We start from the raw sequence: 14,864 nt of genomic DNA, 5'->3' as shown, positions 1-14,864 counted from the left end.
GCCCGGGCGGTCGCCGCGCCGTCGGCAGGGGGCCGTACGGTGCGCGGGTGGACGAAACGGAATTCGGCATCCGGGCCGCAAATGGCCGAAACCTTGCGCATGCCCGGACGGCGGAACGGGGCGTGCGCAAGGTTTCGGCGGGTCGTCAGGTGACGGCCGGCGGTCAGCTACCTGGTGGTCAGGCGGTATCCAGTGGTCAGGCGGTGCCCGGTGGTCAGGCGGTGACGCCGCCGTCCAGGACCAGGTCGGCGCCGACGGTGAAGGCCGCCTCGGAGGAGGCGAGGTAGAGGACGGCGGCGGCGATCTCCTCGACCGCGCCCGCCCGGCCGACCGGGAGGTCCGCCCTCATCCGCTCGGCCTTGTCGGCGGCGTTCTCGCCGGGGCGGGTGGACATGGGGGTGTCCACCGGGCCTGGGCTCACCGTGTTGATCCGCACGCCCTCGCGGATGTGGTCGAGGGCGGCGGCCCGGGTGAGCGCGGTGACGGCGGCCTTGCTGGCGGCGTAGGCGCCGACGCCCGCGAGCCGCTTGTGGGCGCCGAGGTTGGAGGAGACGTTGACGATCGCGCCGCCGCCGTTCGCCCGCAGGTGGCCGATCTGGTGCTTCATCGCGAGCAGGGTGCCGGTGACGTTGATGTCGAACACCCGCTGGAAGTCGGCCTCGTCGATCTCGGCGACCGGGCCGGCGGCACCGAACACCCCGGCGTTGTTGACGGCGACGTCCAGGCCGCCGAAGGCCTCGACGGTCTCGCGGACCAGCCGGGCGGCATCCTGGCCGTTCGTCACGTCGCCGGTCAGCGCGACCGCCTTGCCGCCGGCCTGCTCGATCAGCTCGACGGTCTCGGCGAGCGGGGCGGCACTGCGGCCGGCGACCGCGACCCGGGCACCCTCCTGGGCGAAGGCGAGCGCGATGGCCCGGCCTATGCCGCTGCCGCCGCCGGTGACCAGGACGGACTTGTCGGCGAAACGCGTGGTCATGGGCTGAACTCCTTGATTCGAGTGGTGCGTTCTGGTGCAGAGGTGGTGCGTTCCGGGGCTGTGGTGGTGCCCGTTGGTGCGGTGGTGGTCGTTCGGGGCAGTGCGGCGACCGCGACGGCGGTGAGCGCGAGCCCGGCGGCGGCAGCGGCGAAGGCCGCCGCGTAGCCGCCGACGATGGTGGGGCGGGTGGCGGCGAGCGCCATCAGGGCGGCCAGTCCGGCGGTGGGGCCGAGCTCCATGGCCGTGTTGAACACCCCGGCGGCCAGGCCGGTCCGTTCGGGGGCGACCCCGCCGGTGGCGAGGACGGCCGCTCCGGCGAAGGCCGCGGCGGCTCCGGCGGGCAGCAGGAGCAGCCCGGGCAGCAGCCCGAGGGCGTACCCGCTGTCGGGGGTGAGGCCGGCCAGCAGGCCGCTTCCGGCGCCCGCCACGGCGAGCCCGCCGGCGGTGACCGGCCCGGGCCCGTACCGGACGGTCAGCGGGCCGGACAGGCGCCCGGACAGCAGCAGGACGGCCGCGTACGGCAGGAAGGCGGCGGAGGTGGCGGCGGCGCTCCAGCCGCGCACCTGCTGGAGGTAGAGCGAGAGCAGGACGAAGGTCAGCGCGGTGCCGGCGGCGGTGGTCATGACGGCGACGAGCGCGGTGGCACGGTGCCGGTCGGCGAGGAAGCCGGGTGGCAGCAGCGGGTCGGTGGCGCGGCGTTCGGCGGCGGCGAAGGCGAGCAGCAGGGCCAGTCCGGCGAGCAGCGGTCCGTACGTCCCGGGGTCGGCCCAGCCGCGGTCGGTGGACCCGACCAGGCCGTAACTCGCCGCGCAGACACCGGCGGTGGCGAGGGCCGCGCCGAGCAGGTCCGGGGCCGGGCGGCGGCCGGAGGGCTCGGCGGCGGGCAGGGCGCCGGAGCGGGCGAGGCCGGCGAGGGCGACCAGGACGGGCACCGCGAACAGCCAGCGCCAGGACACCGCGGCGGCGACCGCACCCGACAGCACGCTGCCGACGGTGGCGCCGAGCACCGAGAGTCCGCCCCAGGTGGCCATCGCCCTGCGGTAGGCGGCGGGTCGGGGGTACAGCACCCGGACCACGGCGACCGCGGCCGGGGCGGTGAGGGCGGCGCCGGCGCCCTGGACGAGGCGGCCGGCGAGCAGGACGGGGTAGCCGGGTGCGAGGGCGCAGGCGATCGAGGCGGCGGCGAGCAGGGTGAGGCCCGCCCGCAGGGTCCGGCGCCCGCCGTGCCGGTCGGTCAGCCGGCCACCGAGGAGTAACAGGGCGCTGAAGGTGAGTCCGTAGGAGGCGCTCAGCAGCAGCACGCCGGACGGGCCGAGCCCGAACTCCCGGGCCACCAGCGGCAACGGCACGGTGAGGATCGTGATGGTGAGGATCAGCACCGCCTGGATGACGCCCAGCAGTGCGAAGCCGGACCGGCCGGACCGGCCCGCCGTGGTGACGCTCATGAGAAGCCCCCCTCTCCTTATAATGACCGTTCGGTACAGAATCGCGACAGCGATGCAAGACCCGTCGACCGGATCGGCCGTCAGTCCCGCTCCAGCAGCGTCAGCGCCTGTTCGGCCGCGTCCCCCACCCGGGCCGCGCCGTCGGCGGTCTTGCCCATCACCCGCATGCCCTGCAGCAGCACCAGCAGCAACCGGGCGAGCGCCCGGGGCTCCCGACCGACGGGCAGTTCGCCCTGCGCCTCGGCGCGCACCAGGGCGGCGGTCAGCACCGTCTCCAGGTGGCCGAGGCTGGCGGCCACCCGGCGGGCCGCCGAAGGGTCGTGCGGAGCGAGCTCGACGGCGGTGTTGGTGACGAAGCAGCCGCGCTCCCTCCCCTCCCCCGCCGATTGCGCCGCGTACCGCCGCACCAGCGCCCGTACGGCCGGCAGCACCGGGCCGGGCTGGGACAGCTCCGCCAGCAGCCCTGGGTCGACCTGCTCGGCGTAGCGCTCCAGGGCGCGCAGGTAGAGCTCGTGCTTGCTGCCGAAGGTGGCGTAGATGCTGGCCCGGCCGATGCCCAGCCCCTCGACCAGGTCGGCCATCGAGGTGGCCTCGTAGCCGCGGCGCCAGAACAGCTCCAGGGCCGCCTGCAACGCCGCGTCCGGGTCGAATTCCTTCGTTCGCGCCATGACGCAGACGCTAGCGCTTTCGAGATCGATCGGTCAAGAAAAGCCTTGGGTTCGGCCGCAGCATCGACGAACTTGACGGCTTGTGACGACTTCTGACAGTCCATTGACAATTAAACAAAACGAAGCCTAGCCTTACCGCCTCATCCCCCCTCCCTGCTCGCCCAGGAGGCGCTTCCCCATGTCCTCGAACGTCCTCACCACCCCCCGCCAGGCCGTCGAGGCCGCCAGGCCACTGGTCCTGACGGCCTTTCGGATCGTCATCGGCCTGCTCTTCGCCTGCCACGGCGCCGCCTCGCTCTTCGGCGTCCTCGGCGGCGCCAAGGGCGGCGGCACCGTCCCGGTCGGCCAGTGGCCCGGCTGGTGGGCGGCACTGATCCAGCTGGTCGGCGGTGTCCTGGTGCTGCTCGGCGCCGGCACCAGGACGGCCGCCCTGCTCTGCTCCGGCTCGATGGCCTACGCCTACTTCACCGTCCACCAGGAGCACGCACTGCTCCCGCTGCAGAACGGCGGCGAGGCCTCGGTGCTGTTCTGCTGGGCCTTCCTCGCCATCGCGGTGCTCGGCTCCGGCCCGTACGCCCTGGACCGGCTGCTCAGCCGCGAGTCGGCGGCCGCGACGGCCGACCCGGCAGAAGCGGCCGCGCAGCCGACCTCGGCGGGCTGAGCTCAGCCCTGGCCGGGCCCAACCCTCGATCGGTTCGGCCCTCGCCGGGCTCAGCCCTCGGCCAGGTGCCGCTCGACCGAGGCGACCTTGGCGGTGAGGCCGTCGGTGACCCCGGCCCGGTCGTCGATCTTGATGACCGTGCTGACCCGGTTGCTGTGCGCCTTCACCGCCTCGATCGCCGCCCGGATCACCGGCATCACCTCGTCCCACTCCCCCTCGATGCTGGTGAACATCGCATCCGTACGGTTCGGCAGTCCGCTCGCCCGGACCACCCGGACGGCGGCGGCCACCGCCACGCCCACGTCCTCGCCGATCCCCAGCGGGGTCACCGAAAAGGCTGCGATCACGGCTCTGCGCTCCTTGTTGTCGACGGCACTGGTCGCCGGTCCGGGCACTCTCTCCCGAACCGGCGACCAGGCTAGACGGACCGGCCCTGCGGGCCGTCAGACCACCGAGGGCAGCGGCGGGTCGACGGCCAGCGGTGCGGTGGAGCGGGCCCGGTGCTGGTCGGCCCAGGTGGCGAGGGCGAGCGTGCAGGCGTGGTCCAGGTGGCGCAGCCCGGACCAGTCCAGTTCGACCGGCCGGTCGTCCGGCAGCCGCTCCAGGGTGTCCAGCAGCCGGGGCAGCCGCAGGAAGGTGGCGTTGCCGCTCAGCCGGACCCGGTGCAGCGCCTCGCCGGTCGGCAGCATCAGCTCCTCCACCGCGATCTGCAGGTGTGAGGTCTGCCAGGCGGACTTGGCCACCGCCAGGCCGACACCGATCAGCACCCCCTCGAACAGGTCGGTGGCGATGATCGCCACCGCCGTCACCACCAGCACCAGCGCCTCGCCCCGGTGCTCCCGGCAGAGCGCGGCCATCCGGCGCAGCGACACGAGCTTGGCGCCGGCGTGGACCAGGACGGCGGCCAGCGCGGTCAGCGGGACGAAACCGAGCGAGCCGGGCAGCAGCGCGGTGAACAGCAGCAGCCAGACGCCGTGCAGGAGGCGGGAGGCCTTGGTCCGGGCGCCGGCCTGGACGTTGGTGGCGCTGCGGACGATCACCGCGGTCATCGGCAGCGCGCCGAGCAGTCCGCAGACCGCGTTGCCGACGCCCTGGGCGGTGAGTTCGCGGTCGTAGTCGGTGCGCGGGCCGTGGTGCATCCGGTCGACGGCGGCGGCGCTGAACAGCGTCTCGGCGGAGGCGATCAGGGTGAAGGCGACGACCGTGCCGAGCCCGGCGGTGCCGGCCAGGGCGGTCAGGGCGTCGCGGTCGGGCGGCTGCACGATGTCGAGCAGCCCGGCCACCCGGACCCGGGCCACCGGCAGGTCCGCGACGGCGGTGACGGCGGCGGCCAGCCCGACGGCGGCCAGCGGCGCGGGGACGGCGCGGGCGGCGCGCTCGGGCAGGTACTTCCAGCCGACCAGCACCAGCAGGGTGCCGAGGCCGAGGGCGACCGCGCTCGGGGTGGCCGCGGCGCTGAGGACGTCCGTCAGCAGGGCGGGCAGTCCGGTGATCTTCTCCGGCCCGGTCGCGGGGGCGCGGCGGTCGGCGAGGGCGTAGAGCTGGCCGAACACCAGGGTCAGTCCGATGCCGGCCAGCATGCCGTGCACCACCGAGGCGGACATCGCCCGGAACCAGCGGCCGAGCCGCAGCGCGCCCATCGCCAGCTGGAGCAGGCCGGTGGCGAGCACCAGCAGGCCGAGCGCGCCGACGCCGAAGCGCTGGACGGCGTCGGCGACCAGGACGGTCAGCCCGGCGGCGGGCCCGCTGACCTGCAGGCTGCTGCCGGGCAGAGCGCCGACCACCAGGCCGCCGACGATGCCGGTGACCAGGCCGAGTTCGGCCGGGACACCTGAGGCGACGGCCACCCCGACGCAGAGCGGGAGGGCGACCAGGAAGACCACGAGCGAGGCGGACAGGTCGTGGCGCCAGGGGACGGCGCGCAGCGCGGCGAGAGCGGGCCGGGGCTGGCCCGGCGGGCCGTTCTTGCGGGGGCGGCCCGGCGGGCTCTCGCTCCGGCGGGAGGGCCGGCTCACCCGGTCACCGCCGGGGGCCGGGCAGGGGTACAGCAGCGCATGGGGACGTTCCTTCCGCGCGCCCGACGCCGCGGGCACGCCGTTGCAGGGCGGAGGCTGCAGGGCGGGAGGGAGACGGAGGGGTGGCGGGGGCGGGAGCAGGGGACCGCGGTGCCGCGGGACGGCGGCGGGTGTCGGGTCGGTGCGGTCAGGGGTGGGTCCCCGCTCGGGTGCGGCGGACCGGGCCCGCTGGTCCTGGACGGGCCGCCGGCGACGTTCCCCCCGTTGCCCGGCGCTCCCAAACCCCCCTGCCGCGGCCTCAGTTGGACGTCACAGGCCCGGCGTGCCACCGACGGTACCCAGGGCGGCGAGGCGGGCCAACCTCGGGCACCGTCCCTTCACGGGCACTGCACACCGGGCACGCTTCCCGCTGCGGATCGTCCGCTTCCCCCCGTACACCTGCACGAACATCGCCTGTTCGTACGGGTTCCTCCTGGTCGAGCTGCCAATTCCACCCCGGCGCGGACTGACACATTCTGTTGAAGTCCCCCTTGACGCCCTGACGGAGCCCGCCCTACCTTGTTTCCACATACAGAAACCGTTCTTCCGTATGGTGGAATTCAGGAGATGAGCCCTCCGAGCCACTGCGGGCCGACGCAGGAGAGACCCGATGCCTCGTATGACAGCCGCCCGCGCGGCCGTGGAGATCCTCAAGCTCGAAGGCGTTGAGGTCGCGTTCGGCGTGCCGGGCGCAGCCATCAACCCGTTCTACGCCGCCCTCAAGGCCTCCGGCGGCATCAGGCACACGCTCGCCCGGCACGTCGAGGCCGCCTCGCACATGGCCGAGGGCTACACCCGGGCCGCGGCCGGCAACATCGGGGTCTGCATCGGCACCTCGGGCCCGGCCGGCACCGACATGATCACCGGCCTGTACTCGGCGATCGCCGACTCCGTCCCGATCCTGTGCATCACCGGCCAGGCGCCCGTCGCCCGGCTGCACAAGGAGGACTTCCAGGCCGTCGACATCGCCTCGATCGCCAAGCCCGTCACCAAGGCCGCCACCACCGTGCTGGAGGCCGCGCAGGTCCCCGGCGTGTTCCAGCAGGCCTTCCACCTGATGCGCTCCGGCCGGCCGGGCCCGGTCCTGATCGACCTGCCGATCGACGTCCAGCTCACCGAGATCGACTTCGACCCCGAGGCCTACCAGCCGCTCCCGGTCTACAAGCCGGCCGCCAACCGGATCCAGATCGAGAAGGCCATCGCGCTGCTCCAGGAGTCGGAGCGCCCGCTGATCGTGGCCGGCGGCGGCGTCATCAACGCCGACGCCTCCGCGCTGCTGCTGGAGTTCGCCGAGCTCACCGGCGTCCCGGTGGTCCCGACCCTGATGGGCTGGGGCATCGTCCCGGACGACCACGCGCTGAACGCCGGCATGGTCGGCCTGCAGACCTCGCACCGCTACGGCAACGAGAACTTCCTCGCCTCCGACTTCGTCCTCGGCATCGGCAACCGCTGGGCCAACCGCCACACCGGCGGCCTGGACGTCTACACCGCGGGCCGCACGTTCGTCCACGTCGACATCGAGCCCACCCAGATCGGCAAGATCTTCGCCCCGGCGCTCGGCATCGCCTCCGACGCCAAGGCCGCGCTGGAGCTGTTCGTCCAGGTCGCCAAGGAGCTCAAGGCCGCCGGGCAGCTCAAGGACCGCAGCGCGTGGGCCGCCTCCACCCAGGAGCGCAAGGCCACCCTGCAGCGCCGCACCCACTTCGACAACGTGCCGCTCAAGCCGCAGCGCGTCTACGAGGAGATGAACCGGGCGTTCGGGCCGGAGACCCGCTACGTCACCACCATCGGCCTCTCCCAGATCGCCGGCGCCCAGATGCTGCACGTCTACAAGCCGCGGCACTGGATCAACTGCGGCCAGGCCGGCCCGCTCGGCTGGACCATCCCGGCCGCGCTGGGCGTCGCCACCGCCGACCCCGAGGGCCAGGTCGTCGCGCTCTCCGGCGACTACGACTTCCAGTTCATGATCGAGGAGCTGGCGGTCGGCGCCCAGCACCGCATCCCGTACGTCCACGTGCTGGTGAACAACTCCTACCTGGGCCTGATCCGCCAGGCGCAGCGCAACTTCGACATCGACTTCCAGGTCAAGCTGGAGTTCGAGAACATCAACTCGCCGGAGCTGGGCGTCTACGGCGTGGACCACGTCAAGGTCGCCGAGGGCCTGGGCTGCAAGGCGATCCGGGTCACCGAGCCGGAGGGTCTGCTGCCGGCCTTCGAGGAGGCCAAGAAGCTGGCCGCCGAGTTCCGGGTGCCGGTCGTGGTCGAGGCGATCCTGGAGCGGGTCACCAACATCTCGATGAGCGGCAACGACATCGACAAGGTCAACGAGTTCGAGGAGCTCGCGACCCTCCCCGAGCACGCGCCGACGGCCATCAAGCCGCTCGCGCTCTGACCAGGTCAGAGGGGGCGTACGAGCCGCTCCGTACGCCCCCTCTGACCGGGAACACCGGCGGCACCGGCACGGTTGAGCCGTCCGGGGCCGCTACCGTGTGCCCGGGCGAAGACCCGCTGCCGACCTGCCGAAAGGACCACCACCGTGAGCCTGTACGACATCCCCCTGCGCACCCTCGCCGGCGAGCCGACCTCGCTGGCCGAGTACAAGGGCAAGGCACTGCTGATCGTCAACGTCGCCTCCAAGTGCGGTCTGACCCCGCAGTACGCCGGGCTGGAGCGGCTGCAGGAGCGCTACGCCGGGCGGGGCTTCACCGTGCTGGGCTTCCCCTGCAACCAGTTCGCCGGGCAGGAGCCGGGCAGCGCCGAGGAGATCCAGACGTTCTGCTCCACCACCTACGGCGTGACCTTCCCGCTGTTCGAGAAGATCGACGTCAACGGTGACGACCGGCACCCGCTCTACCAGCAGCTGACGCAGGTCGCCGACGCCGAGGGCGAGGCCGGGGACGTCTCCTGGAACTTCGAGAAGTTCCTGATCTCCCCGGACGGCACCGTCGCCGCCCGCATCCGCCCCCGGGTCGACCCGGAGTCGGACGAGCTGGTCGCCGCCCTGGAGGCCGTCCTCCCGGCCTGACGCCACAGCCTCCCCAAGGCCCGGAGCGCACCCCGCGCTCCGGGCCTTCGCACGCGCTCCCGTCCCCCTCGGGATGTTGCGGACACGCACGGCGCGCACCTAGCGTGGGCCTCCCGTTGATCCACTTCCTGCGGAAAGGCCCACCTGATGATCCGTCATGTCAGAACGGCGGCACGCACGCTGCTCGCGGCCGGCTTACTCGTCACCGGCGCGCTCGTCGGCGCACCGTCGACGAGCGCCGCCGCCGCGGCACCGACGACCCTGCCCGCGTCCGACTACACCCTCACCGCGGACTACCACCAGTTCGACGCGCTCGACTCGGCCCTGGTCTCCACGCTGGGCACCTCGGCCGTGCACACGGTGATGGAGCACGCGAACCACGACCGGCAGGCACTCCCCTCGTCCTTCTCCGTCGCCGGCCTGTCCACCGGCTTCCGGTTCGACGACGGCGACAACTCCGACTGCCAGAGCGTCCCCCAGGGCATCACCACCAGCCGGGACGCCGTGGGCACCGCCGACAGCGGTAACTACGACGGCCACCAGCTCGTGCTGGTGAGCTGGTACACCAAGGACGGCTGCGACGGCGCCCAGCAGCGCAGCCGGATCACCCTGGTCGACTGGGACGCCACCTATCCCAACGCCTACCGCAAGGTCCTCCTCGTCGAGCCGACCGGCACCACGGCTGCCCCGGACTTCAAGGACATCCCGATCCACGCCGGCGGCGTCTCCTGGTACGGCGACTACCTCTACGTCGCCGACACCGGGCGCGGCATGCGCGTCTTCGACCTGCGGAAGATCCTCAACACCTCCACCGGCGGCACCTCCGACCAGATCGGCCGCCAGTCCGACGGCGCCTACTACGCCCACAACTACGCCTACGTGCTGCCCCAGGTCGGCACGGTCACGGCACGGACGACCAGCACCGACAAGCTGGTCTGGTCCTCGGTCTCGCTCGACCGGGTCAGCAAGTCGATCGTGATGGCCGAGTACACCTGCCAGTCCGGCTGCACCGACTACCCGAACCGCCCGCCGAGGGCGGTCCGCTTCCCGTTCGCCTCCGGCGCGACGACCTTCGCCGCGACGACGACCGCCGGCCAGGCCCTCCAACTGCCCTGGTACAACCTCAACGGCGTGGCCTCCCACAACGGCCGCTGGTGGTTCAACTCCTCGGGGCAGAAGAAGCTCTACTACTGGACCCCGACCGCCGGGCCCGCCACCTTCGCCTGGGTGAGCGGCGGCGAGAGCATCTCCTACTGGGAGGACGCCACCGGCCCCGACCTGCTGTGGTCGCTGCAGGAGACCACGGGCGGACGCAACGTCTTCGCCGTCACCCAGTCCACCTACGGCGGCGGCTGAGCACCGGAGCCGATCCCGTGCTGCGCGGGCCCCGACCGGAAGCCGGTCGGGGCCCGCGCCCTTCGCTCACGGCAGCAACAGCCGCGTCCCCGGCGGGAGTTCGCCGTCCCCGGCGGCGTCGTGCAGGTGGGCCAGCAGGGTGGCGCGCAGGGCTTCGGCGGCTCGGGTGAGCGGCACCTCGTGGCCGTGCGCGACGGCGATCGTCCGGCCCAGGCCCGGCCCGGCGAAGGGGGTGACCGCGAGGCCCGAGCGGGCGGCCACCATGCCGGGCACCACCGCGGGCCCGATCCCGGCCCGGACGAAGCCCAGCACCGCGTCCATCTCGCCGCCCTCCACCGCGAACTCCGGCTCGAACCCGGCCGCCCGGCAGGCCGCCAGCGTCGCCTCGCGGACGTCGTAGCCCTCCCGGAACATCACCAGCGGCCGCCCCCGCAGCTCCGCCACCCGCGCCCTGCGCCGGGCCCGCCGCTCGGTGGAGACCAATGGGGAGACCAACACCAGCTCCTCGTGCAGGAGCTCGGTGACGGCGAGGGCGGGCGCCTGCTCCCCGCTCGGCGGGGTGATGATCAGCGCGAGGTCCAGCTCCCCGGCCGCCAGCGAGCGGACCAGGTCGCGCGAGCCGCCCTCGCGGACCACCAGTGCCACGCCCGGGTAGCGGTCCCGGAAGACCCGCAGCACGTCCGGCACCAGGCTGGTGCACAGGCTCGGCGGCGCGCCCAGCCGCACCCGGCCGCGGCGCAGCTGCACCGTCTCCTGGACGGCCAGCCGGGCGCTCTCGGTGTCCGCGAGGATGCGCCGGGCCAGCGGCAACAAGGCGTCCCCGGCGTCGGTGAGGGCGATGTTCCCCCGGGTGCGGTGGAACAATTCGGCGCCCAACTCCCGTTCCAGCGACCGGATCTGCTGCGAGAGGGACGGCTGTGCCACATGCGCCGCCTCGGCCGCCCGGGTGAAGTGGCGGGTCTCGGCGACGGCCAGGAAGTAGCGGAGTTGCTGGAGCTGCACAGGGCCAGGTTAATCCGCTTCGATAGCCGGTGCCTATCGCCGCGAGCCGCAGCATGTCTTGGACGCACCCCGGCGGCCGTCCCTACCGTTGCCGACATGACAACCGCGACGCGGACGGGCCGGCATCCGTCCACCCTGGCGACCCTGTGGCGGTCGACCGTCGGCAAGAAGGCGGTCATGGCCGTCACCGGACTGGTCATGCTGCTGTACCTGGTCGCGCACATGCTGGGCAACCTCAAGGTCTTCTTCGGCCCCGACGACATCAACGGCTACGCGGCCTGGCTGCGCACCATCGGCCAGCCGTTCCTGGGCCACGAGTGGTTCCTGTGGATCGCCCGGCTCGGCCTGCTGGCCGCCGTCGTGCTGCACGGCGTCTCCGCGTACCAGCTGAGCCGCCGCGACCTGGCCGCCCGGCCGAGCAGGTACGTGCACCGGCGCCGGCGCGCCGACTACGCGACCCGGACCATGCGCTGGGGCGGGGTGATCCTGGGGCTGTTCATCGTCTGGCACATCCTGGACCTCACCACGCTCACCGTGAACCCGGTCGCCGAGCACGGGCACGTCTACCAGAACGTGGTGGGCACCTTCGGCCGCTGGTACAGCGACGTGTTCTACATCCTCGCGGTGGTGGCCCTCGGCTTCCACATCCGGCACGGCTTCTGGAGCGCCGCCCAGACCCTCGGCGCCAACAACGCCCGCCGCGACAAGGCGCTGAAGCTGGCCGCCAACGGCCTGGCGCTGCTGCTGACCGTGGGCTTCCTGTCCGTCCCCGTGGCCGTGATGACCGGAGTGGTGAAGTGAGCTACCTGGACTACTCGGTCGGCGAGCCCGTCGCCGACACCAAGGCCCCCGGCGGGCCGATCGAACAGCGCTGGGACCAGCGCCGGTTCGACGCCAAGCTGGTCAACCCGGCCAACCGGCGCAAGCACACCGTGATCGTGGTCGGCACCGGCCTGGCCGGCGGCGCGGCCGGTGCGACCCTCGCCGAACAGGGCTACCACGTCGTCCAGTTCTGCTTCCAGGACTCCCCGCGGCGCGCCCACTCCATCGCCGCCCAGGGCGGCATCAACGCGGCCAAGAACTACCGCAACGACGGCGACTCCGTCCGCCGGCTGTTCTACGACACCGTCAAGGGCGGCGACTTCCGCGCCCGCGAGTCCAACGTGCACCGGCTCGCCCAGGTGTCGGTGGAGATCATCGACCAGTGCGTGGCCCAGGGCGTCCCCTTCGCCCGCGAGTACGGCGGCCTGCTGGACACCCGCTCCTTCGGCGGCGTACAGGTCTCCCGCACCTTCTACGCCCGCGGCCAGACCGGACAGCAGCTGCTGCTCGGCGCCTACCAGGCGCTGTCCCGGCAGATCGCCGCCGGGAACGTGGAGATCCACCCGCGCACCGAGATGCTGGACCTGCTGGTCGTCGACGGCCGGGCCCGCGGCATCGTCGCCCGCGACCTCGTCACCGGCGAGATCCGCTCGTACACCGCGGACGCCGTCGTCCTGGCCACCGGCGGCTACGGCAACGTCTTCTACCTCTCCACCAACGCCAAGAACTCCAACGCCACCGCGATCTGGCGGGCGCACCGGCGCGGCGCGTACTTCGCCAACCCGTGCTTCACCCAGATCCACCCGACCTGCATCCCGCGCTCGGGCGACCACCAGTCCAAGCTCACCCTGATGAGCGAGTCGCTGCGCAACGACGGCCGGATCTGGGTGCCCAAGGCCCAGGGCGACACCCGGCCGCCGGCCGAGATCCCCGAGCAGGAGCGGGACTACTACCTGGAGCGGATCTACCCCTCCTTCGGCAACCTGGTGCCGCGCGACATCGCCTCCCGGGCCGCCAAGAACGTCTGCGACGAGGGCCGCGGCGTCGGCCCCGGCGGCCAGGGCGTCTACCTGGACTTCGCCGACGCGATCCGCCGGCTGGGCCGGGACGCCGTCGAGGCCAAGTACGGCAACCTCTTCGAGATGTACGAGCGGATCACCGCCGAGGACCCGTACCGGGTGCCGATGCGGATCTACCCGGCGATCCACTACACGATGGGCGGGCTCTGGGTCGACTACGACCTGCAGACCACCGTCCCGGGCCTGTTCGCGGTCGGCGAGGCCAACTTCTCCGACCACGGCGCCAACCGGCTCGGCGCCAGCGCCCTGATGCAGGGCCTGGCCGACGGCTACTTCGTACTGCCGCCCACCCTCAACGACTACCTGGCCCGCAACCCGCTGCCCGCCGTGCCCGCCGACCACCCGGTGCTCACCGAGGTGGCGGCCGAGGCCGAGGACCGGCTCAACCTGATCCTCGCGGTGAACGGCGACCGCACCCCGGACTCCTTCCACCGCGAACTGGGCGAACTGCTCTGGGACGAGTGCGGCATGGCCCGCGACGCGGCCGGGCTGACCCGGGCGCTGGAGCGGATCCCGCAGCTGCGCGAGGAGTTCTGGCGCCGGATCAAGGTGCCCGGCAGCGGGCAGGAGCTCAACCAGTCGCTGGAGAAGGCCAACCGGCTCGTCGACTACTTCGAACTGGCCGAGCTGATGTGCCTGGACGCGCTGCACCGCGCCGAGTCCTGCGGCGGCCACTTCCGCACCGAGAGCCAGACCCCCGACGGCGAGGCCGCCCGGCGCGACGAGGACTACTCCTACGCCGCCGCCTGGGAGTTCACCGGCACCGGCGAGGCACCCGTCCTGCACCGCGAGGCCCTCGACTTCGCGTACGTCCACCCCACCCAGCGGAGCTACGCATGAACCTCACCCTGCGCATCTGGCGCCAGGCGGGCCCGGACGCCCCCGGGTCGATGACCACCTACCAGGTCGGCGGGATCAGCCCGGACATGTCCTTCCTGGAGATGCTCGACACCCTCAACGAGGAGCTGATCACCCGGGGCGACCAGCCCGTCGCCTTCGACCACGACTGCCGCGAGGGCATCTGCGGCGCCTGCGGCATGGTCATCAACGGCCAGGCGCACGGCCCGGAACGGACCACCACCTGCCAGCTGCACATGCGGCACTTCCGGGACGGCGACACCATCGACGTCGAGCCCTGGCGGGCGGCGGCCTTCCCGGTGGTCAAGGACCTGGTGGTGGACCGCACCGCCTTCGACCGGATCATCGGCTCCGGCGGCTACATCACCGCTCCGACCGGCAGCGCCCCCGAGGCGCACGCCACCCCCGTGCCCAAGGAAGCCGCCGACACCGCCTTCGAGCACGCCGAGTGCATCGGCTGCGGCGCCTGCGTGGCGGCCTGCCCCAACGGTTCGGCGATGCTCTTCACCTCCGCCAAGGTGGTCCACCTCAACGTGCTCCCGCAGGGCGCGCCCGAACGGGCCTCCCGGGTACGGGACATGGTCGCGGCCATGGACGCCGAGGGCTTCGGCGGCTGCACCAACACCGGCGAGTGCGCCACGGCCTGCCCCAAGGGCATCCCGCTGCCCAGCATCGCGGCGATGAACCGGGAGTTCCTGCGGGCCGCCCGTGGTTGACGCCTCCCGCGGGTGACATCTCGACGCTCGTTCGCTTCCGTCGATGGACGACCTGAGGGCGTGCGCGCGGGCATCTCGCGCTCCCCGTAAGGGTGGTGGATCGCCGCGTGCAGTGCTTCCTGACGGGAAATCGCGCTACGGTGGTCCTCCGCCACGGAAGGACGGCATATGCCCGAGGTTCAGTCCTGCGCCGGCTGCGGCG

At 72.8% G+C, this 14,864-nt stretch carries 13 protein-coding genes; 7 read left to right on the top strand and 6 right to left on the bottom strand.

Annotation, left to right across the window (positions count from 1 at the left end; all coding sequences use genetic code 11):
* Positions 1–214: 214 nt before the first annotated feature.
* The 3 genes from CRP52_RS30660 to CRP52_RS30650 form a co-directional block, all read right to left on the bottom strand.
* The gene (locus tag CRP52_RS30660; protein WP_097239355.1) at positions 215–976 is read right to left on the bottom strand and encodes an SDR family NAD(P)-dependent oxidoreductase; all 762 of its coding nucleotides are present in this window, start codon (positions 974–976) and stop codon (positions 215–217) included.
* Positions 973–2,421 (bottom strand): MFS transporter, encoded by a 1,449-nt coding sequence (locus tag CRP52_RS30655; RefSeq protein WP_097239354.1) that lies wholly within the window; start codon positions 2,419–2,421, stop codon positions 973–975. The genes CRP52_RS30660 and CRP52_RS30655 overlap by 4 nt, the downstream gene beginning before the upstream one ends.
* A gap of 80 nt (positions 2,422–2,501) precedes the next feature.
* Positions 2,502–3,089 (bottom strand): TetR/AcrR family transcriptional regulator, encoded by a 588-nt coding sequence (locus CRP52_RS30650; protein WP_097239353.1) that lies wholly within the window; start codon positions 3,087–3,089, stop codon positions 2,502–2,504.
* Positions 3,090–3,267: 178 nt separating this feature from the next.
* Here CRP52_RS30650 and CRP52_RS30645 point away from each other — a divergent pair, with 178 nt between their 5' ends.
* Entirely contained in the window at positions 3,268–3,750 is a 483-nt protein-coding gene (locus tag CRP52_RS30645; protein ID WP_097239352.1) for a DoxX family protein, read from the top strand.
* Positions 3,751–3,800: 50 nt separating this feature from the next.
* On the opposite strand, the gene CRP52_RS30640 is transcribed toward CRP52_RS30645, so the two are convergent.
* Together CRP52_RS30640 and CRP52_RS30635 are read right to left on the bottom strand one after the other, a co-directional pair.
* A complete protein-coding gene (locus CRP52_RS30640) occupies positions 3,801–4,097 on the bottom strand; it encodes an MTH1187 family thiamine-binding protein (protein WP_097239351.1) in 297 nt (98 codons plus the stop codon).
* Positions 4,098–4,193: 96 nt separating this feature from the next.
* Positions 4,194–5,765, bottom strand: coding sequence for a SulP family inorganic anion transporter (locus CRP52_RS30635; RefSeq protein WP_097239350.1), 1,572 nt, complete (start codon positions 5,763–5,765; stop codon positions 4,194–4,196).
* A 649-nt stretch (positions 5,766–6,414) separates the two neighbouring features.
* Between CRP52_RS30635 and gcl the strand changes: the two genes are divergently transcribed.
* The 3 genes from gcl to CRP52_RS30620 all read left to right on the top strand — a co-directional run bounded on the left by gcl (position 6,415) and on the right by CRP52_RS30620 (position 10,185).
* A complete protein-coding gene (gene gcl, locus CRP52_RS30630) occupies positions 6,415–8,196 on the top strand; it encodes a glyoxylate carboligase (RefSeq protein WP_097239349.1) in 1,782 nt (593 codons plus the stop codon).
* Positions 8,197–8,340: 144 nt separating this feature from the next.
* A complete protein-coding gene (locus tag CRP52_RS30625; RefSeq protein ID WP_097239348.1) occupies positions 8,341–8,829 on the top strand; it encodes a glutathione peroxidase in 489 nt (162 codons plus the stop codon).
* A 147-nt stretch (positions 8,830–8,976) separates the two neighbouring features.
* Entirely contained in the window at positions 8,977–10,185 is a 1,209-nt protein-coding gene (locus tag CRP52_RS30620; RefSeq protein ID WP_097239347.1) for a hypothetical protein, read from the top strand.
* A 66-nt stretch (positions 10,186–10,251) separates the two neighbouring features.
* Here CRP52_RS30620 and CRP52_RS30615 read toward each other — a convergent pair whose 3' ends face one another.
* Entirely contained in the window at positions 10,252–11,187 is a 936-nt protein-coding gene (locus tag CRP52_RS30615) for a LysR family transcriptional regulator (protein ID WP_097239346.1), read from the bottom strand.
* 96 nt (positions 11,188–11,283) lie between these two features.
* Between CRP52_RS30615 and CRP52_RS30610 the strand changes: the two genes are divergently transcribed.
* From CRP52_RS30610 to CRP52_RS30600, 3 genes are read left to right on the top strand one after another with little or no spacing between them, the layout of a single operon-like run.
* Positions 11,284–11,988, top strand: coding sequence for a succinate dehydrogenase cytochrome b subunit (locus CRP52_RS30610; protein ID WP_097239345.1), 705 nt, complete (start codon positions 11,284–11,286; stop codon positions 11,986–11,988).
* On the top strand, positions 11,985–13,928 hold the full coding sequence (locus tag CRP52_RS30605) for a fumarate reductase/succinate dehydrogenase flavoprotein subunit (protein WP_097239344.1): 1,944 nt from the start codon (positions 11,985–11,987) through the stop codon (positions 13,926–13,928). The genes CRP52_RS30610 and CRP52_RS30605 overlap by 4 nt, the downstream gene beginning before the upstream one ends.
* On the top strand, positions 13,925–14,662 hold the full coding sequence (locus CRP52_RS30600) for a succinate dehydrogenase/fumarate reductase iron-sulfur subunit (protein WP_097239343.1): 738 nt from the start codon (positions 13,925–13,927) through the stop codon (positions 14,660–14,662). Before CRP52_RS30605 ends, CRP52_RS30600 begins: the two co-directional genes overlap by 4 nt.
* Positions 14,663–14,864: the final 202 nt, after the last annotated feature.

Source organism: Streptomyces sp. 1331.2, assembly GCF_900199205.1.
Classification (GTDB): Bacteria; Actinomycetota; Actinomycetes; order Streptomycetales; family Streptomycetaceae; genus Kitasatospora.
This window is presented reverse-complemented; position numbering and strand designations above follow the sequence as displayed.

Excerpts from the sequence above, each read along its gene's own strand:
- CRP52_RS30660 (WP_097239355.1), bottom strand. The coding sequence starts at position 976 with ATGACCACGCGTTTCGCCGACAAGTCCGTCCTGGTCACCGGCGGCGGC.
- CRP52_RS30655 (WP_097239354.1), bottom strand. The coding sequence starts at position 2,421 with ATGAGCGTCACCACGGCGGGCCGGTCCGGCCGGTCCGGCTTCGCACTG.
- CRP52_RS30650 (WP_097239353.1), bottom strand. The coding sequence starts at position 3,089 with ATGGCGCGAACGAAGGAATTCGACCCGGACGCGGCGTTGCAGGCGGCC.
- CRP52_RS30645 (WP_097239352.1), top strand. The coding sequence starts at position 3,268 with ATGTCCTCGAACGTCCTCACCACCCCCCGCCAGGCCGTCGAGGCCGCC.
- gcl (WP_097239349.1), top strand. The coding sequence starts at position 6,415 with ATGCCTCGTATGACAGCCGCCCGCGCGGCCGTGGAGATCCTCAAGCTC.
- CRP52_RS30620 (WP_097239347.1), top strand. The coding sequence starts at position 8,977 with ATGATCCGTCATGTCAGAACGGCGGCACGCACGCTGCTCGCGGCCGGC.
- CRP52_RS30610 (WP_097239345.1), top strand. The coding sequence starts at position 11,284 with ATGACAACCGCGACGCGGACGGGCCGGCATCCGTCCACCCTGGCGACC.
- CRP52_RS30600 (WP_097239343.1), top strand. The coding sequence starts at position 13,925 with ATGAACCTCACCCTGCGCATCTGGCGCCAGGCGGGCCCGGACGCCCCC.